This window comes from Brenneria sp. L4-2C (assembly GCF_040240335.1).
Lineage (GTDB): Bacteria > Pseudomonadota > Gammaproteobacteria > Enterobacterales > Enterobacteriaceae > Brenneria.
In genome coordinates this window covers 29,589-48,813 of the sequence record NZ_JBEIAC010000003.1, presented here as the reverse complement: position 1 = coordinate 48,813, position 19,225 = coordinate 29,589, and the positions used below count along the sequence as shown (strand labels likewise).

Annotated in this window: 18 protein-coding genes; 7 read left to right on the top strand and 11 right to left on the bottom strand. The window is 52.6% G+C overall.

What is annotated here, in order from left to right; translation table 11 throughout:
* Positions 1-128: 128 nt before the first annotated feature.
* From rlpA to leuS, 9 genes are all read right to left on the bottom strand, one after another.
* On the bottom strand, positions 129-1,217 hold the full coding sequence (gene rlpA, locus ABRZ26_RS06405; RefSeq protein WP_319603689.1) for an endolytic peptidoglycan transglycosylase RlpA: 1,089 nt from the start codon (positions 1,215-1,217) through the stop codon (positions 129-131).
* Between the two features lie 16 nt (positions 1,218-1,233).
* Positions 1,234-2,346: a peptidoglycan glycosyltransferase MrdB gene (gene mrdB / locus ABRZ26_RS06400; RefSeq protein WP_319603429.1), complete on the bottom strand. Its 1,113-nt coding sequence runs from the start codon at positions 2,344-2,346 to the stop codon at positions 1,234-1,236.
* Positions 2,347-2,355: 9 nt separating this feature from the next.
* Positions 2,356-4,260: a peptidoglycan DD-transpeptidase MrdA gene (gene mrdA / locus ABRZ26_RS06395; protein ID WP_319603428.1), complete on the bottom strand. Its 1,905-nt coding sequence runs from the start codon at positions 4,258-4,260 to the stop codon at positions 2,356-2,358.
* Positions 4,261-4,295: 35 nt separating this feature from the next.
* Positions 4,296-4,766, bottom strand: coding sequence for a 23S rRNA (pseudouridine(1915)-N(3))-methyltransferase RlmH (gene rlmH / locus ABRZ26_RS06390; RefSeq protein ID WP_319603427.1), 471 nt, complete (start codon positions 4,764-4,766; stop codon positions 4,296-4,298).
* Position 4,767: 1 nt separating this feature from the next.
* The gene (gene rsfS, locus ABRZ26_RS06385; RefSeq protein WP_319603426.1) at positions 4,768-5,085 is read right to left on the bottom strand and encodes a ribosome silencing factor; all 318 of its coding nucleotides are present in this window, start codon (positions 5,083-5,085) and stop codon (positions 4,768-4,770) included.
* Positions 5,086-5,263: 178 nt separating this feature from the next.
* Complete coding sequence (gene nadD, locus ABRZ26_RS06380) at positions 5,264-5,953, bottom strand: nicotinate-nucleotide adenylyltransferase (protein WP_319603425.1); 690 nt, start codon at positions 5,951-5,953, stop codon at positions 5,264-5,266.
* Complete coding sequence (gene holA, locus ABRZ26_RS06375) at positions 5,943-6,977, bottom strand: DNA polymerase III subunit delta (RefSeq protein WP_319603424.1); 1,035 nt, start codon at positions 6,975-6,977, stop codon at positions 5,943-5,945. Before holA ends, nadD begins: the two co-directional genes overlap by 11 nt.
* Positions 6,974-7,531, bottom strand: coding sequence for an LPS assembly lipoprotein LptE (gene lptE / locus ABRZ26_RS06370; RefSeq protein ID WP_319603423.1), 558 nt, complete (start codon positions 7,529-7,531; stop codon positions 6,974-6,976). The genes holA and lptE overlap by 4 nt, the downstream gene beginning before the upstream one ends.
* 14 nt (positions 7,532-7,545) lie before the next feature.
* The gene (gene leuS, locus ABRZ26_RS06365; RefSeq protein ID WP_319603422.1) at positions 7,546-10,128 is read right to left on the bottom strand and encodes a leucine--tRNA ligase; all 2,583 of its coding nucleotides are present in this window, start codon (positions 10,126-10,128) and stop codon (positions 7,546-7,548) included.
* A 372-nt stretch (positions 10,129-10,500) separates the two neighbouring features.
* On the opposite strand from leuS, the gene ABRZ26_RS06360 reads away from it, so the two are divergent.
* The gene (locus ABRZ26_RS06360) at positions 10,501-10,983 is read left to right on the top strand and encodes a zinc ribbon-containing protein (RefSeq protein ID WP_319603421.1); all 483 of its coding nucleotides are present in this window, start codon (positions 10,501-10,503) and stop codon (positions 10,981-10,983) included.
* Positions 10,984-11,049: 66 nt separating this feature from the next.
* Here the strand turns inward: ABRZ26_RS06360 and ABRZ26_RS06355 are convergent, their stop codons facing one another.
* Together ABRZ26_RS06355 and ABRZ26_RS06350 are read right to left on the bottom strand one after the other, a co-directional pair.
* A complete protein-coding gene (locus ABRZ26_RS06355) occupies positions 11,050-11,517 on the bottom strand; it encodes a FidL (RefSeq protein WP_319603420.1) in 468 nt (155 codons plus the stop codon).
* On the bottom strand, positions 11,498-12,220 hold the full coding sequence (locus tag ABRZ26_RS06350) for a winged helix-turn-helix domain-containing protein (protein WP_319603419.1): 723 nt from the start codon (positions 12,218-12,220) through the stop codon (positions 11,498-11,500). The genes ABRZ26_RS06355 and ABRZ26_RS06350 overlap by 20 nt, the downstream gene beginning before the upstream one ends.
* Before the next feature lie 686 nt (positions 12,221-12,906).
* Between ABRZ26_RS06350 and ABRZ26_RS06345 the strand changes: the two genes are divergently transcribed.
* The 6 genes from ABRZ26_RS06345 (at position 12,907) to ABRZ26_RS06320 (ending at position 19,224) form a co-directional block, all read left to right on the top strand.
* Positions 12,907-13,443, top strand: a complete 537-nt coding sequence (locus tag ABRZ26_RS06345; RefSeq protein WP_319603418.1) for a fimbrial protein — start codon at positions 12,907-12,909, stop codon at positions 13,441-13,443.
* Positions 13,444-13,620: 177 nt separating this feature from the next.
* The gene (locus tag ABRZ26_RS06340) at positions 13,621-16,149 is read left to right on the top strand and encodes a fimbria/pilus outer membrane usher protein (protein WP_319603417.1); all 2,529 of its coding nucleotides are present in this window, start codon (positions 13,621-13,623) and stop codon (positions 16,147-16,149) included.
* Positions 16,150-16,902: a fimbrial biogenesis chaperone gene (locus ABRZ26_RS06335; protein WP_319603416.1), complete on the top strand. Its 753-nt coding sequence runs from the start codon at positions 16,150-16,152 to the stop codon at positions 16,900-16,902.
* A gap of 17 nt (positions 16,903-16,919) precedes the next feature.
* The gene (locus tag ABRZ26_RS06330) at positions 16,920-17,948 is read left to right on the top strand and encodes a fimbrial protein (protein WP_319603415.1); all 1,029 of its coding nucleotides are present in this window, start codon (positions 16,920-16,922) and stop codon (positions 17,946-17,948) included.
* 11 nt (positions 17,949-17,959) lie between these two features.
* Entirely contained in the window at positions 17,960-18,535 is a 576-nt protein-coding gene (locus tag ABRZ26_RS06325) for a fimbrial protein (RefSeq protein WP_319603414.1), read from the top strand.
* A 140-nt stretch (positions 18,536-18,675) separates the two neighbouring features.
* Entirely contained in the window at positions 18,676-19,224 is a 549-nt protein-coding gene (locus ABRZ26_RS06320; RefSeq protein ID WP_319603413.1) for a hypothetical protein, read from the top strand.
* Position 19,225 lies beyond the last annotated feature (1 nt).

Sequence of the window (19,225 nt, the reverse complement as noted above, 5' to 3'; positions counted from 1 at the left end):
CTATAGCAGATGAGAAATAGGCAGGCACCAGGCATTACGTTACGCGATTTTGCGAAAGAGACGCTGTGTTCAATATCACAACATCCCTTCAGCGTTACTGCTCTCCGGCGGGGGCATCCTCCTCCTCGCTAGAGTGAACCGGGCGCGGCAGTAATAAAGGACTGCTGCTGAGCTTCGACTGACAAACGTTGCTGAAGTTCAGCCGCTTGCTGACGATTTTGGAACGGCCCCAATTGAATGCGATAGAGCCCGCCGCTGGCGGAAACGTTGCCTGTTACGTGAAACCGTTCGCTGAGGCTGCGTAACCAGGTCTGCGCCCGCTGTTGGTCGCTGAGCGCGCCGACCTGAACGACGTAATGTCCGCCGGCCGTTGACGCGGCGGCCGGGGCCGTCGAGGCGGCGCTGACCGGGGTTGCGGCGGTTGACGGCGGCGTCGCTGATGTGGTTTCCAGCACGCCGGCGGGCAGGGCGGAAGGCGCGCCCAGGAATCCGCGGCGGGACGAGGCGCTGCTTTGCGGCATATCGTCATCCGTCGAGGCGCTCAGCGCGCTGTTGCTGATGGGGCGGGCGGTCGCCGCCGGCGAACTGGCGCTTTCCATGACGGGCGTGCCGAGTCCGCTCGCGCCGAGGCTGGGACGGTCCGGCAGGGCGAAACTTTGTTTGGCGACGCTGGTGCCGATGGTACCCGGACCGGAGAGGGTGCCGTCCGGCGCGACGTTGATGAAATCAACCTTGACCTTGGTATTGTTGGAAATGTTCAAGCGTTCGCCGGCCGCTTTAGACAGATCGATAATTCTGCCCGGCGTGAAGGGGCCGCGATCGTTCACTCTGACCACCAGACGACGGCCGTTGCTGAGGTTGGTGACGCGCACATAGCTGGGTAACGGCAGCGTGGGATGCGCCGCGGTCAGGGCGTTTGGATCAAACTCTTCGCCGATGGAGGTACGATTACCGCTAGCTTCTTCGCCATACCAGGTCGCCAGGCCGGTTTCACTGAAGTTTTGCGGGTTTTTTATAATCTTATAAGTTCTGCCGTTAAGCGTATAGTCCTGCAAGGTTCCCTGATTATAGGGTTCATAACGCGGCTCGGCGCCGCCGATTTCCTCCACCGGGCCATTATAAACATTGCCGGCGGGTGGGGCCGATGGCTGTTCCGTAACGGTACAGGCCGAAAGCGCCAGGCTTAAGACGCCAATCCAAAGCCAATCCTTACGCATCATTGCTCACCTCGGTTTATAAGTTTTTGGATAACATTTTGCGGTGAGTATGTATCGACATAATGATACCAAATCCCGCCATTAGAACGACAAGCGCCGAACCGCCGTAGCTGACCAGCGGCAAAGGCACGCCGACAACCGGTAGGATACCACTGACCATCCCGATATTGACGAAAACATAAACGAACAGAATCAGCATCAGTCCGCCGACCATCACTCGCCCGAACGATGTCTGCGCGTTAGCGGCAATCACCAGACCACGCATAATCAAAAACAGATACATGGCCAGCAGAACCAGTACGCCGATGAGCCCCAGTTCTTCCGCCAGCACCGCGAAGATGAAGTCGGTATGGCGTTCCGGCAGGAATTCCAACTGAGATTGCGTGCCGTGCAGCCAACCTTTGCCGGAAAGTCCGCCCGAGCCAATGGCGATCTTCGACTGAATAATATGATAGCCCGCGCCCAGCGGATCGCTTTCCGGATCGAGCAACATCATCACCCTTGCCTGTTGATAGTCATGCATCAGGAAGAACCACAGGATGGGGATAAAGGCGGCCAGCAGCAGAACCGCGATGCCGATGAGTCGCCAGCTCATGCCGGCGAGGAAAAGGACGAACAGGCCGGAAGCCGCGATCAGGATGGAGGTACCCAGGTCCGGCTGCGCGGCGACCAGCAGCGTCGGCGTAAAGATAATCACCAGCGCGATGCCGGTATTTTTGAGCGAAGGCGGACACATATCGCGGTTGATAAAACGGGCAACCATCAGCGGGACGGCGATCTTGGCGATCTCCGAGGGTTGGAAGCGCACAATGCCCAGATCGAGCCAGCGCTGCGCCCCTTTACTGATCTGGCCAAAAATATCGACCATCATCAGCAAAATAACGCAGATAACATACAGATAAGGCGCCCATCCTTCATAAACGCGCGGAGGAATTTGCGCCATGACGATCATAACGATTAATCCCAGCACGATTTGCACGATTTTTCGCTCCATCATGCCGGCATCCTGACCGCTGGCGCTCCACATGACAAATAGGCTATAGCCCAGCAATGCCAGGATGCAGAGAAGGAAAGGAAGGTCGATATGGATTTTCGTCCAGATCGAGCCTTTTTGTTGGCTATCGGTCATGAATGTCGGTTACTCGCTTTCGCTGCCCGGCGGCGCCGGCGGCGCTGTCGGTAAGTCTGTATTGTTGTCGCCCAGCAAAATATGGTCAAGGATCTGCCGGGTGATGGTGCCGACCGCCGGGCCTGCACCGCCGTTTTCCAGAATGATCGACATCGCCACCTCGGGTTTATTGTAAGGGGCGAACGCCATCATCAGCTTATGGTCACGCAAGTGTTCGGCGATCTTGTGCGCGTTGTAGGTTTCATTTTCTTTCAGGCCGAAAACCTGCGCGGTACCGGATTTCGCCGCGATCTTGTAGGGCGCGCTATCAAAGCTTTTATGCGCCGTGCCGTTGGGGCGGTTGGCCACGCCGTACATCCCGTCTTTGGCAATCTCCCAGAAGCCGGAGTGGATATCGCCGATTTGCATGTGTTCCGGCTGCCGGTAGGGTACCACCATCCCGTTTTCTCGGGTGCTGTAGAGCAGGTGCGGCGTTTTTATCTGTCCGTCATTAATCAGGGTCGTCAGCGCTTTATTCATCTGGATGGGCGTCGCCGTCCAATAGCCCTGCCCGATGCCGACCGGGATGGTATCGCCCTGATACCAGGGCTTTTTGAAGCGCTTGAGTTTCCATTCGCGCGTCGGCATGTTGCCGGCGCTCTCTTCCGAAATATCGATGCCGGTTTTTTCGCCGTAACCAAATTTGTTCATCCATTCGGCTAAACGGTCGATCCCCATGTCATAGGCGACCTGATAGAAAAAGGTATCGGCGGACTCTTCCAGTGATTTGGTAAGATTAAGCCGGCCATGTCCCCACTTTTTCCAGTCGCGGAAGCGTTTTTCCGAACCGGGCAACTGCCACCAGCCGGGGTCGAACAACGTGGTGTTGGTGGTAATCACCCCGGTAGTTAAGGCGGAAACCGCAATATAGGGTTTTACCGTGGACGCCGGCGGATAAACGCCCTGTGTGGCGCGATTGATCAGCGGGCGGTTAGGGTTATTGCGCAACTGGCTGTAGTCTTTGCTGGATATCCCGTCGACAAACAGGTTGGGGTCGTAGCTGGGCGTTGAGACCATCGCCAGGATCCCGCCGTCGCGCGGATCGGTGACGATGACCGCCGCGCGGCTGCCTTCCAGCAGTTTCTCGATATAGATTTGCAGGTTGAGATCGAGCGTCAGATAGATATCTTTCCCTGCCTGCGGCGGCTGTTCGTGGAGCTGGCGGATCACCCGACCGCGGTTGTTGACCTCGACTTCTTCATAGCCGGGTTTGCCGTGCAGCAAATCTTCGTAATGACGTTCAATCCCCAGCTTACCGATATCGTGGGTTGCGGCATAATCGCCGAGCCGCTCTTCTTTATTCAACCGTTCAACATCTTTGTCGTTGATTTTTGAGACATAACCGATGACGTGAGTCAGCGCCGAGCCGTAAGGGTAATAGCGGCGCTGATAGCCTTTTATTTCAACGCCGGGAAAACGATATTGGTTAACGGCAAAGGTGGCCACCTGTACTTCGTCCAGGTTGGTTTTGACGGGAATAGAGGTAAATCGGCGCGATCGCTTACGCTCTTTTTCAAAGTTTTCCAGATCGTCATCGCTCAAATTGACGACCGGCCGCAACGCCTTGAGCGTTTCCTGTAGGTTATCCACTTTTTCCGGCACCAGTTCCAACTGATAGATCGTCCGGTTCAACGCCAGCGGAATACCGTTGCGGTCGTAAATAATGCCGCGACTGGGGGCGATGGGCACCAGCTTGATGCGGTTTTCGTTGGAGCGAGTGCGATAGTCATCGACGCGTAAAATTTGCAGATGATAAAGATTAGCGATCAATACACCGGAAAGCAGCAAAACGCCCAAAAACGCCACTAAGGCGCGACGCACGAACAGGGCGGACTCAGCCGTATAATCACGAAAGGGTTTGCGTTCTATTTTCATCCAGCGAATTATTTCACGAGTATCGTCATATCGCCTTACTCCCGATGGTAAGGATGATTAGTGGTAATGCTCCAGGCGCGGTACAGACTTTCCGCCACCAGCACGCGCACCAGGGGATGAGGCAAGGTTAAAGGCGAGAGTGACCAACTTTGTTCCGCCGCCGCCTTACATTCCGGCGATAATCCTTCAGGACCGCCGATTAACAGGCTGACGTCCCGACCGTCCTGTTTCCAGCGTTCCAACTGCTGAGCCAATTGCGGGGTTTCCCACCTGGCGCCGGGAATGTCCAGCGTAACGATACGGTTGCCTTTGCCCACTGCCGCCAGCATTTGCTCGCCTTCGCGCTCTAGAATGCGTTTGATATCGGCATTCTTGCCTCGTTTGCCCGCGGGAATTTCCGTCAGCTCGAACGGCATATCTTTGGGAAAACGCCGTAGGTAGTCGGTGAATCCCGTCTGTACCCAGTCAGGCATTTTGGTGCCGACGGCGACCAGTTGCAGTCTCATGCTAGCCCCAGAGCTTTTCCAGTTCGTACAATTCTCGACTTTCTTCCTGCATGACGTGGACCATTACATCGCCGAGATCGACGACGACCCAGTCCGCGACGTTTTCGCCTTCCACGCCAAAGGGAATCAGTCCGGCGGCGCGCGACGCCTGCACCACATGATCGGCAATCGACGCCACGTGGCGGGTGGAGGTGCCGGTACAGATAATCATATAGTCCGTGATACTGGATTTCCCCTGCACATTCAGTGCAACGATATCCTGGCCTTTTAAATCGTCTATCTTGTCAATAACGAAATCTTGGAGTGCTTGACCTTGCAATGGTTCCCCCTCGGTGGCTGTCCATCCGCGCCGGATGGGCGTTTATTGCGCTAATTTGCTCTGGGAATACCGTTTTTCGCGGCTTAATTGCCGAGATTAGCGGTTTTTTCCCGTCATTGAAACCAGCGGCGGAGTATATCACAGCGCCGCCGGCTAATGGTATAAGGCCCGATTGACGCTATCGGTATAGATTATGGGCGTCGATATAACGCAGCACGGCCGGGGGCAGTAAATCGTCGCAGCTGAGATTTTTCCGCCGCCGCTGGCGTATTTCCGTCGCTGAAATAGTCACCAACGGCGTGTCGGCTAAAAAAATCAAACCGTGCGTTTGTCGATGCAGATCCTGAGGATCCTGCGTGAGGTGAGCTTCCAACCATTGCTGTAGGGCGGGGGTCTCCATCGTCGAACGATAGCCGGGACGAGCGCAAACCAGCAGATGGCAGGTAGCGAGAATATCTTGCCAACGGTGCCATTGATGCAGCGTCAGCAACGAATCCTGTCCGATGATGAACGCCAGCGGCCTGGCGTTTCCTAACTCTGCACGCAGCGTTTCCAGCGTATCAATCGAGTAGGACGGCTGCTGGCGCCGCAGTTCGCGATCGTCCACGGTAAACAACGGGTTGCCTTCAACCGCCAGTTCGACCATGCGTCGCCGCTGCCGCGGGTTGGCTTCAGGCTGCGGACGGTGGGGCGGCACATTGTTCGGCAGTAAAACCACCTGATGCAAGCCGATCCTATGCGCCAGCGCGATAACGGGTTGAAGATGCCCGTAATGAATAGGATCGAAGGTTCCGCCGAAAAATGCCGTCAGGGATTCGCTTCCGGTTGGTTTGATTGGCTCATCGCTGGTGGTCGAACTAGTTAACATCCAACAGGCTCTCTGGCAGGTCTTTGCCGCACAATATCATGGAAAGGGTTTCCAGCTCCGGCCAGATTGACTGACCGTAATTCTGTTTCAGGGTAATTTCCAGTTTAGACAACAGGCCGATCGCCTGTTGCAGTTGCGTCATATTCAAGCGTTGCAGCGCCTGGGTTAACAGATCCCTGCGATTCTGCCAGACCTTATGTTGATCAAAGAGCGCGCGCAGCGGCGTTTTCGCCATCTGGCGTTTCAACGTCAGCAGCAGCAGCAATTCACGTTGTATCGTCCGCAGCAGGATAACGGGTTCGCAATCCTCCTGTCTGAGCTGATGTAAAATATGCCAGGCGCGTTTGCCTTTGCCGGCCAGTAATGCGTCAAGCCAGTGATACGGCGTGAAATGCGCCGAATCGTTAACCGCTTGTTCAACGCGGGGCAGGGTCAGTTTGCCGTCAGGATAAAGCAGCGACAGGCGTTCCAGCGCCTGCGCCAATGCCAGCAAATTGCCTTCATAGCAGTAACAGATAAGCTGGCTGGCGGGTTCGTCCAGATCCAGCTTCATGGATTTGGCCCGTTGCGCGACCCAGCGCGGCAGTTGCGTCTGCTCCGGGGTCAGGCAGTTTACATAAACGCCATTCTTCGATAAGGCTTTGAACCAGGCGCTGTTTTCCTGCGCCTTGGTCAGTTTGCCGCCCCGCAGCATCAGTAAAATATCCTGATGCAGTAAGCCGGACAATTTGACCAGATTTTCAGCCATTGCCGCATTCGGGCCGTTTTCAGGCAGTATCAGCAATAGCGTCTGGCGGGAGGCGAACAGGCTGAGGGACTGGCAGGTGCCAAAGACGGCGTCCCAGTCGGTGTGAACATCCAGCGTAAAGCTGAAATGCTCGCTGAATTCCTGCTGTTGGGCTACCCGTCGGATATTGTCCAGACTTTCCTGGAGCAAAAGCGGGTCATTGCCGCAGATAAGATAACAGGCGCGCAGCCCCTCATGGAGCTGCGCGGCAAGTTGTTCCGGGTAAAGGCGAATCATGACCCAGGGGAAGACAAGGCGGCGGTTTGCGAACTTTGCCGGCGGTTTTTCTCTTCTTCGCCGCCTTTTACCGTCAGCAGGTTACGCACCAGCTGTGCGGCGGCCAGGTCGCGCATTTCCTGACGAATGATATCCTGTTCGGCATCTTTCGCCAGCGCGGCCAATGGGTTGTCGAAGAAGGTGCGGAATACCGTCACATTGAGCGGATAAATATTCTCGCCCGGCAGCAGCACCTGTGCTCTCAGCGTCAATACCATTTGGTATTCGGCGGTTTTCCCGTCCTGGAAAATCGACACGGTATCTTTTGATTCCGTCGCATTCAGGATGCGTAACGAAGGAATATCCTGCCGTGCGGCATCAGCAATAATCTCTACGCCATTGAGGCGCAATTGCTCACGAACGGCTCGCGTCAACGGACCGTAAGGGTCGCTGCTATCCAGCACCAGCTTTTGTAGCTGCTCAGGCACCTGTGTGGCGCCGCGCAGATGGAAACCGCAGCCGGCGGTGATTAACACCGCCAGCCCCAGCAACAACGTGAATAGACGATGTCGCACAGATCCTCCTTGCCTTAACCCACAACCAGGTTAAGCAGTTTGCCAGGGACATAAATCACTTTACGCACAGTGACGCCGTCCAAATACTTCGCGACCAGCGGTTCCTGGGCCGCGCGCTCACGGACTTGATCCTGATTGGCGTCGGCGGCGACGGTAATTTTACCGCGAACCTTGCCGTTAACCTGAATGACCACCAGTTTGGTGTCTTCCACCATCGCCTCTTCATCCGCGACCGGCCACGGCGCCGTATCGATATCGCCTTCGCCCTGCAATGCCTGCCACAGCACAAAGCAAGCGTGCGGCGTGAACGGATAAAGCATACGCACGACGGCCAGCAGCGCTTCCTGGGTCAGGGCGCGATCCTGTTCGCTTTCCTGCGGCGCTTTAGCCAGTTTGTTCATCAGCTCCATAATGGCGGCGATGGCGGTGTTGAAGGTCTGACGACGACCGATATCATCGGTGACTTTGGCGATTGTTTTATGCAGATCGCGACGCAGCGACTTCTGATCTTCGTTTAAGCTTGCAACGTTCAGCGCCTGAACCGGGCCTTTTTCCGTATGATCGAACACCTGCTTCCAGACGCGTTTCAGGAAGCGGTTGGCGCCTTCAACGCCGGACTCCTGCCATTCCAGCGTCATTTCCGCCGGTGAAGCGAACATCATAAACAGACGAACGGTATCCGCGCCGTATTTTTCCACCATCTCCTGCGGGTCGATGCCGTTATTTTTCGACTTCGACATCTTGCTCATGCCGGCATAGACGACTTCCCGGCCATCTTTGTCGACGGCCTTGACGACGCGGCCTTTTTCATCTCGCTCTACGGTAACGGCGGCCGGAGAAACCCAGATACGCTCGCCGTTATTGCCGAGATAATAGAAAGCATCCGCCAGCACCATGCCCTGACACAGCAGACGCTTGGCAGGCTCGTCGGAGGTGACCAGACCGGCGTCGCGCATCAGCTTGTGGAAGAAGCGGAAATACATCAGGTGCATGATGGCGTGTTCGATGCCGCCGACGTACTGATCGACCGGCAGCCAGTAGTTGGCCGCGGCCGGATCCAGCATGCCCTTATCGTACTGCGGGCAGGTGTAGCGCGCATAGTACCATGACGACTCCATAAAGGTGTCGAAAGTATCCGTTTCACGCAGCGCCGGCTGGCCGTTGACGGTGGTTTTCGCCCACTCGGGATTGGCTTTCAGCGGGCTGGTGATGCCGTCCATCACCACATCTTCCGGCAGGATCACCGGCAGTTGATCTTCCGGCGTCGGGATGACGCTGCCATCTTCCAGCGTCACCATTGGAATGGGCGCGCCCCAGTAACGTTGGCGGGAAACGCCCCAGTCGCGCAGGCGATAGTTGACTTTACGTTCGCCAATGCCCAATGAGACCAGTTTGTCGGCAATCGCGTTGAAGGCGGCGTCGAAATCCAGACCGTCGAACTCGCCGGAGTTGAACAGACGACCTTTCTCCGTCATCGCCTGGGCGGACAAATCGGGTTCGCTGCCATCGCTGTTCAGGATAACCGGTTTGATGGTCAGTCCGTATTTCGTGGCGAATTCCCAGTCGCGCTGATCGTGACCCGGCACCGCCATTACCGCCCCGGTGCCGTAATCCATCAGGACGAAGTTGGCGACCCAGATAGCGACTTTTTCGCCGTTTAGCGGATGAATGGCATACAGGCCGGTGGCCATGCCTTTCTTCTCCATGGTAGCCATGTCCGCTTCGGCGACTTTGGTATTGCGGCATTCATCGATAAAATCGGCCAGCGCCGGATTGTCGGCCGCGGCCTGAATCGACAGCGGATGACCCGCGGCAACGGCAACGTAGGTCACGCCCATGAAGGTGTCCGGACGGGTGGTATAGACGCTCAGTTTTTCCTGGCTGCCGGCCACGTCAAAGGCGATCTCTACGCCTTCAGAGCGGCCAATCCAGTTGCGCTGCATGGTTTTGACCTGTTCCGGCCAGCTTTCCAGCTTGTCCAGGTCATTGAGCAACTGATCGGCATAATCGGTAATTTTGATAAACCACTGCGGAATTTCTTTGCGTTCGACTTTGGTATCGCAGCGCCAGCAGCAGCCGTCAATCACCTGTTCGTTGGCCAGTACGGTCTGGTCGTTCGGACACCAGTTCACCGCAGAGGTTTTCTTGTAGACCAAGCCTTTCTCATACAGCTTGGTGAAAAACCACTGCTCCCAGCGATAGTAATCGGGTTTGCAGGTGGCGACTTCGCGATCCCAGTCGTAGCCAAAACCCAGCAGTTTGAGCTGGTTTTTCATGTATTCGATATTGGCGTAAGTCCAGGGGGCGGGGGCCGTGTTGTTTTTGACGGCGGCGCCTTCGGCGGGCAGACCGAACGCATCCCAGCCAATGGGCTGTAGCACGTTTTTACCCAGCATGCGTTGATAGCGGGAGATCACGTCGCCGATGGTGTAATTACGGACGTGTCCCATATGTAGACGGCCAGAAGGGTAGGGCAACATGGAAAGGCAGTAATACTTTTCCTTGCCAGGCTCTTCGGTCACTTTGAATGTCTGCTTCTCTTGCCAGTGAAGTTGGACGTGCGCTTCTATCTCTTCTGGGCGGTATTGCTCTTGCATGGCTGCCAGGGGTCCCTATTAAGTCGACGAACTACTACAGTCAGTAGCCTGTTCTGATTCATAACAAATGATCCGCATAGCATAGCTGATAAGCGCCTGAGGCAACAACACCCTGTACCCGGCTGAGGAATATTTCTGATCTGTGATATGAAAACGAATGAAAATCACGCAAATATCGCCGTCTTCCGGGGCGTGAAAATGAAATAGTCTAAAATAAAGGGGCGCAGACAACGCCCGCAGAGCGGCGATAAGGGAATAGGTTTGTCGACGGTCTGAAAATAAAAGGAGCGCGAGAACCGACTGGTTTGGAAAGGGTTCACGTCTGGAAGGAACAAGGTCTCTTAATTGCAACCGGCATCGCCAGGAGGAAGCATGAGTAAAGTCGCCCGCTACTACCGCGAGTTAATGGCTTCAGTCGCCGCCCGGCTGGATCAGGGGGAGCGCGATATCGATGATATCGTGCGGCGCGCCCGGGAAACGTTGCAGCAAGGCTCAGAGCTTACGCAACAAGAGAGCGAACAGGTGATTCAGGCTGTTCAGCGGGATTTGGAGGAGTTTGCGCGCAGCTATGATGAAAGTCGGAATGAATTTACCGACAGCGTTTTTATGCGCGTGATTAAGGAGAGTCTCTGGCAGGAACTGGCGGATATTACCGACAAAACGCAGTTGGAGTGGCACGAACTTTTTAAGGATGTCAGCCATCACGGCGTTTATCACAGCGGCGATGTCGTCGGGTTAGGCAATCTGGTCTGCGAGAAATGCCATTATCACATGGCGTTTTATACGCCGGAAGTTTTGCCGCTTTGCCCTAAATGTTCACACGATCTGTTTCAGCGCCAGCCGTTTCAGCCGTAATCGCTTCAATCGAAGGGATAAAGCCGCGCAACGGACTGCCCCTGCGCTTATCGGATCGCGGCGTGACTAACGGATGTTACAGGCGAAGCTGGGTCTGAAAGAACTGACCAGATAAGTTTTATCCGTCAGCATTTCAAACTTGACCACTTCATTTTGGCTGAATGGGGTCGCATCGTCGGGGGCGGTATCCACGGGATTTTTATACATGGTGATGTTTTTCATCAGTAGGTAATTATTGTTCCAACTATAATCAAACATCATCGTTCGCTCGATGATGTTGGACGGTTGGCCTACGTTGATATAAATACCGTGCAGCGCTATCGATCCTTTCCCTTGTTTCCCCAGGTAAAAGTTTAAAATGTAGCTCTTAACAATCACGGCCTGACCGTTTTTTATGCTGCTATTGATCTCTGCCCGGCACATAAAGACTTTTTCTGTTAAATGAGTGTAATGATAAGCGATTGTTAATGTTAAAATTACAAGGACGGCAGCCGCCGTAATAATAAAAGTCGGTTTAACTTTTAATGTAGACATAGGTTGAACACCTTTTTCCTTCTTTTTTGCAGGCAAAAATAATCTTTTCTTCCCTCGTGATAATATTAGGTAAGGTAATATTTCTTGAGTAATAATAAACTCTGGCGTTTTCTTCACAAAGATTGCTGTATTTTTTAGGAAAATCACCGGGAGAAAGATCATCGTCCAGATAGAATAATCGACAGTCTTTTATGGTGAAGTCTCTGAACGTTTCCTTGTCGGGGAAATCGCTGGATATGATGCCGCTCACCAACAGGATCAGCGCGACAAGGATCCCGCCGCCGATAAAAACCGCATAGCCCCAGTACTCCTTCCACTTGCTGTTGACCGGTTTGAAAACCTCGTCCGCCACCTTGGGGGAGAGTGTTTCATCGCATACTATTTCGATATCCGTCGTGTTGAACACGATCCCGACTTTGGGAACCGTCATGAGCAAATCGGCAAGGTCATATTCCCGTAAGGTTTTTCTTAACAGAGAAATATAATTGTTGAGATTATTCATTGACGGAGACAAGGAATTTTCTTCCAGTACGGCGGATAGAAGAAAGTCTTTGCTCAATGTGACTGCGGGATTATTGAGCAGGGTCTTTAAGAGTTTGGCGATGGGGAGACTTAATGATGTGGCCTCTTCCTGGCGATTAACCCATGAAATAGCGCTGTCTTTTTCGCTAAAAATAACCAATTTATTAATTAAATAAACCATATATAGATGCTCTATAGAGACATGAATTAAAGATTTATGTCTATATGGTAATGCAGGATTTAAAAAACAGTCTAAAAATTTAACACTTTCTTGTCAAAGAGTATTTTGAATCATTCTGTATCTTAATTCTTTTTTATCGCAATTAACAATTCTTATCCGCTATTCATATCTTAACCAGGAAAAGATAAAAGTGAATAATTCAGCATGTTTTTTGCATCGGTAATTATATATAAAGCGATAAATCGCACGTTTTTTATCATCTGCGGCTATTGTCGAAAGATAAATATCTTTAGCCGTATCCCGTTATCTCGTTCATGATGCGATAAAAATGTAAAAACCTAAATAAACAGAATAAAAATCTATAAAATAATATATATAAAAAATAAAATCTAAAAAATAATAATATAATCAATATATTTGCCTGATATCAACATTGGTAGGTATATTGCTCCCCGTTCATCTGATGATAATTTCCACCGAAACTCGCATGAGTGGCGCTTAATTTGCGCGAATCATGCAAAAAGTGTGGAAAGACAGCGATTGGATGCTGTCGTCGACCTTGCTGACAACAAATGAACGCACCGATGGAATGGGGAGAGCGCGCCAGGACAATGGCGTTTTATCCCTCTTCGGCAGGTATTGAGTAAGACATTTAATTATTTCAATCAAAAAGCGGGAATAAACACATGAAATTATCAAAAATCGCATTGGTCACTATCGTTGCCGCAACTTGCGCAATGGCTTCCGGCGCGCAGGCGCTTGATAGCCATAATGGCACCGTCACTTTCAAGGGCAATATCGTTAATACCCCTTGTTCTGTATCTCAGGATGATTTACAGCAAAGCGTCGAGTTTGGCGACATCAGCAAGATTGTGCTGGAGAGCGGCGGTACTTCGGAAGTTAAAAGTTTTGATATCACGCTGAAAGATTGCTCAATTGAAACATCCAATACGGCGAACGTGACATTTGCCGGCGGCACCGTAACGGGTAATGACAAAATGCTGGCGCTGAACGGCTCTGCGGCCGGTGCCGGTATTATTGTTAAATATTCCGGCGAAGCGATTGCTTTTGACGGTACAACGCCGGCGGTAAGCGATTATAACCTGGCGAATGGCGATAATGTCTTCACCTTCAGTTCCTATGTGGAAAAAATAGCCAATGCGACGGAAGTGAAAACGGGTTCTTTTGAAAGTTCCGCCAACTTCGTGATTTCTTACCAGTAAGAGATGAAGCAGGGAAAGGATGCCCAATTCATTCCAGCTGGAGGAGGTCGATATATTGTTCAGCTTGTTTCCGGCATGAAAATACTTAAGCCGGAAATAAGGTGAGCGATGTTCACGTTTCATATGATTAATTTCATTTATTTACGCTAATTAATAAAAACACGTTGGTATATATTCATGATGAATCTGTTGCGTGCGGGAAAAATAAAGGAAGCAAAGAGAACGAATCTTTTTATTCTTTTTTTTATTTCCTTTTTTACCCAACAGGGTAAGGCGACGGAATTTAATATCAGCGTATTGGATATTGATGAACAAAATGAAATTGATCTCAGCCGTTTCTCCGACCCGGACTATGTGGTTCCCGGCGAGTATTTGCTGAACATCAAGATTAATGGCCGGGCGGTTGAACAGCGCCCGGTGCGTTATCTCGCCGCCGGGGCTGAGGGCAAGTCGTCCGCGCTGTGTCTCGAACCTGAGATAGTCAATAAATTCGCCATCAAGGCTGAAGCAACGGATCGCATCGTCTGGTCGCAGGATGGTCGGTGCGCGGATCTGACCGCGATTTCCGGGGTGAAAATTTCCAACCAAATCGGCATGGGGGAGTTAAACATCACCATTCCCCAGGCATGGCTGAAATATACCGATAACAACTGGACGCCGCCCGAGCAGTGGGATCAGGGGATCAACGGGCTGTTGCTGGACTATAACCTGACGGGCAATCTGCGCCGCGATCGGGGGAGAGCAGGCACATCCCAGTATCTGGGCGGCTATGGCACCGCCGGTTTTAATCTGGGCGCCTGGCGCTACCGCGCCGATTATCGTTATTTGCTGAACAAAAGCCGCAACGCGCGTAACGATGCGTTTTCCTGGGATCAGTTTTATGCCTATCGCCCGCTGCCGCTGATGTCCGCGGATCTCGGCCTGGGCGAGATGTACCAGAACACTAACCTGTTCGACAGCATTCGTTTCACCGGGGTCAGCCTGGCGAGCAATGAGGAGATGTTGCCGCCGGCGCTGAGAGGGTATGCCCCGGAGATCCGCGGCGTGGCCAAATCCAACGCCACGGTCACGGTGACGCAGGATAAGCGCGTGGTCTATGAAACGACGGTGCCGGCCGGGCCGTTTGCCATTCAGGATTTCAAAAGCGGCGTCACAGGTACGCTGGAAGTGCGGATCACGGAGGAAGACGGCTCAGTATCAACGTTTCAGACCGAGGCGGCCAGCTTGCCCTATCTGACCCGTCCGGGACATATCCAATACAAAGTGTCCGCGGGGCGGCCGTCGGATACCGATCATCATGCTCAGGGACCGGCGTTTTCGTCCGGCGAGTTTTCCTGGGGGATATCCAATGCCTGGTCGTTATATGGCGGGACGACGCTGGCCGACAGTTATCAATCATGGTCGGCGGGGCTGGGACGTAATCTCTATCTGCTGGGGGCGCTGTCGGCGGATATTACCCAGTCGCGGGCGAGTTTACCCAATAAACCGGCACAGAAGGGACATTCATTTTCGCTCAGTTGGTCCAAGCGTTTTGAGTCCATCAATGGACAGGTCAGTTTTGCCGGATATCGCTTTTCCGAAAAAACCTTCATGGGGATGTCTCAGTATCTGTATGCGCTGAATAATGAGAGCGATAGCCGTAGCGAGAAAGAACGTTACACCATTACGCTGTCGAAAAGCTTTGACGACGAAAGCCCCTGGCTGGACGGACTCTCCTCCTATCTGTCCTATACCCGGCAGACGTTCTGGGATGCCCGGCAGCAGAACCGCTATGGCGTTTCGCTGAACAAGTATCTGGATATCGGTCCGGTTAAAGGCATTTCGGCCGGCGTGTCCGCCTGGCGCACGATGTTTTACGGCAGACAGGATGACAGTATCTACCTCAATTTTTCGATTCCGCTGCGTGACCGGGAACGCGTGGGCTATAGCCTGGGCAGCTACAACGGCAAAATGTCGCAGATGCTGACTTACAGCAATCAGCAGGATCAGCATAATTCCTGGGATCTGAGTACGCGCTATGAGGAGACGGAGAAGGCCTATATCAGCGGTAATTATCATCATGTCGCGTCTTCCCACAACGCCAGCCTCGGTTTTTCCTGGCAGCAGAGCGGCTACACCTATTTGAATGGCTCGATGCGCGGCGGCGTGACGGCAACCCGGCATGGCATCGCCGCGCATCAGAAAGGCGCCGGCGGCGGCACGCGTATCATGGTTGATACGGATGGGGTAGCCGGCGTGCCTTTCGCCGACGGCAGCGTGGTCACCAATGACTATGGCGTGGCGGTTATTGCCGGCGCCAGCAGCTACTACGATCTCTCGACTCGGGTCGACGTACGGCATCTGCCGAATAATATCGAAGCCAATACGACGATTATTCAGGGAACCCTGACCGAAGGGGCGATCGGCTATCGCAAATTTGATGTGGTCAGCGGCGGCAAGGCGCTCGGCGTGATCACGCTGCCTGACGGACGCAATCCGCCTTTTGCCTCGACAATCAGAAGCCAGCGCGGACGCGAAGTCGCTATGGTGACCGATGGTGGTCAGGCGTATTTAACCGGCGTGTCGGAAAATGAAACATTGTCGGTTCAGTGGAACGGAAAGACGCAGTGCCGGTTTACGCTGCCGGCCAAATTCAATGAGTTGGCGCAGTTGTTATTGCCTTGCCGGTCCCTGTCGGCAACGACAGAATTAAACGGAGAAAAGTAAATGAACCAACGTCGTTATTATTTGTTGCCGGGATTATTACTTGCCGGCGGCCTTTTATCTCTTCCTGTTGCACAGGCCGCGATTAATCTTGATCGTACCCGGGTTATTTTCGACGGGGCGGAGCAGTCGTCTACGGTAACTTTGATTAATGAAAACGGCAAAAATCCCTTTTTGGCGCAAAGCTGGCTGGCGGATAAAGATCATAAAAAGATTTCGGCGCCGTTTACGGTACTACCGCCGCTGCAACGTATTGAAGCGGGCGGGCGCACGCTGATTCGCGTGGTGAAAACCACGGGCGTCGATAAGCTGCCGCAGGATCGGGAATCGTTGTTTTATCTGAATGTCCGTGAAATTCCGCCAAAGCCGGAAAAGGATAATGTGTTGCAGATTGCCGTACAGTCGGAAATTAAGGTGTTTTATCGCCCGTCGGCGATAAAACCGGCCCGCAATGATATCTGGCAAACCCGGTTAAAGATTAAAAAAGCCGGTAAGCAGTTTATTGTGGAGAACCCCACGCCCTATTTTATTACGGTCAGCAATATTCTTAAGCAGTCAAAAGAAAAGAGCCGCAATCCGCAGCAGTTGCTGAATGACAAAGCCTTTATGGTCGAGCCCAAATCGGTAATGAATATCAATGTCGCCGATTCATCGGTACAGGATTTCTATTTGTATTATGTCAATGATTACGGCGGCCATCCGGAATTGCATTTTGTATGCCGGCAGAATACCTGCGCGGTCGAACAGAAAAACTAACTGATAAAAGAGCGTGCATGATGATCGCTATTACGAAGCTATTTGGCGGGGGATTGCTGGCCGCTTCTCTGTTTCTGCCGGCTTTCAATGTCGCCGCATTGGAGTGCCATAAGGATACGACTTCCGGACCGGTTGCGGATTATGAAAACATCGGGGCGATGAAAATCCCATCCACGCTGCCGATAGGCAGCCGCCTGTGGACCTCGAAAACCTATAGCCGCAACCTGGCCTGTTGGGCTTATAAAAACAAGAAGCCGAACGGGGAATACTCGTTTTTTTATCCTAACCCTTACGGTGCGGTGATTGGGACGGGAATTGGTATCGGCATTATCTATAACGGCCAGGATTTGGGCGTGGTCACCGGCGGCGGCACGAGCAGCTCGCGCGTCTCGACCGGCATGTTTGTTTATCCCGGTCCGTCGGGGAGTTTGCCGCCGAGTAATCCGACTATGTTGCCGGTGACGGTGCAGGTGTATCTGGAAAAGATCGGCGATATGAGCAACGCCAGCTATGGCGTTGACTCCCTGTCGGTATTTCAGGTGGACGGCGAGTTGGGCATCAACAAGAATCCCGGCGGCAACTATCAGTTTACGCTGTCCGGATTAAAGAATATTGATGTGATCCAGTGCTCGGCGCAGGTCCATGTTTCGCCCGATAACAACATTGATTTCGGGACTATCCAGTCATGGTCGGACGCGTCCGCCGGGTTACTGGCTAAACAGGGTTTTCAGATCAGCGCCTCAACCGACGGCGGAGAGGATTGCGGACTGGGCTTTAATTTGACCATTAACTTTGATACCGCGACAAAAGGGAACGCGCCGGTCGGCATCGACGGGATGGATATGGGAAATGGATCGACGCTAAAAATTAATGAAGAGTCATCGGGCAACGGCATTCCGTTTAATGAATTTGTCACCTTCATCAATAACCTGACGTCGGCCAGCGGTACGGTGGAAAAAAGATATTCAGCCAGTTTGTATGCTTCAGGGCCGGCCGTTACCGGCGACGTGGAGAAATATATCGTTCTGCGCTTTAACTATAACTGAGGCCATCGGCGATGAAAGGAAACAGACAGACGGTATCCCGGCGTATGACCTATATCCTGTTGGCGCTGGGTATGACGGCTATCCAGTCGCAGGCGCAAGCCGCAGCGTTAAATCCGGGGCGCGGCGCCCAGTTCGAGAATAACTACGACGTCAGGGTTCATGTCCGGGTCGTTGATTCGCCGTGCGTGTTAAGCCCCGATTCTGAAAATATCGCCGTGGATCTGGGCGAGGAGTCAAAACGGGATCTGGAGGTCAATGGTTATGGCGTCCGGCATGATTTCTCCATTCAACTGACCGGATGCAGCACGCAAACCATGCAGAGCGTCGCGGTCAGCTTTTTGGGTACGGAAGAGGCGGCATTGCCAGGGCGGCTGGCGCTGAATCCGGCATCCGTTGCGCGCGGGGTCGCCATCGGGATTTATTATCAAGATCAAAGCATTCCGCTTAATGACGGTACCGGCTGGCTCCCGCTTTACGCTGGCGATAACGTATTAAACTTTAACGCCAGACTAGAACGAATTCGTGGTATGACGTTAACGCCGGGAAGTTATAGCGCGGCGGTGAATTTCAAACTGAGTTATCAATAATAAGGCACGGCCAGGCTGCGCCATGGTTCTGTTTTTTTTCATTTTGATTTTTTCTGAATTTTTTCGGAGAGGGGCTTATGCGTCGGAAAAAAATAATGGTCTTTACATCGTGTTATTATTATTACGAGGCGATTAAGCATGTGTTTAGCGAAAAAATCAGCACAGATAGCGATGTGATCTATTATCCGGTATCGCTGTTTTTAGCCGCAGGCGATGAAAACCAACCGCCATTATTTCTCTGGCCGCAGGCCGACCGTTTTATTTTTGTTTTGCAGAACATTAATGATTTATGCGTTTTTCTTCGATTTTTCTCAGATACTAAAAATTCTCGTTACTTGAATCAGCAGAGGATTACCATAATAGGAAAGGATAATATGCTGTCGCTGTTGGCGTTGTGTTATAAAAATATAGATCCTCAGCGCTTTATTTCTGTGAACTGTACGGTCCGACAGCTTGGTTATTATTTAAATGATCGCATCAGCAATAACAGGATGATCATGGCGAACAGGATGAAATCCCGGCTGGCGCGTTGTCAGATGGAGGCCTTCATCAACTTACTCTCCGGCTATCGGGCTAAACAGGACGCAGAGGAAAAACATAAAAGCATCAAGACGATTTATGCTCTGCGGCAGAAAGCGCTCAAAAAATTGCATTGCGCCAGCCTACAGGATATATATCGTTTTCTTTAGT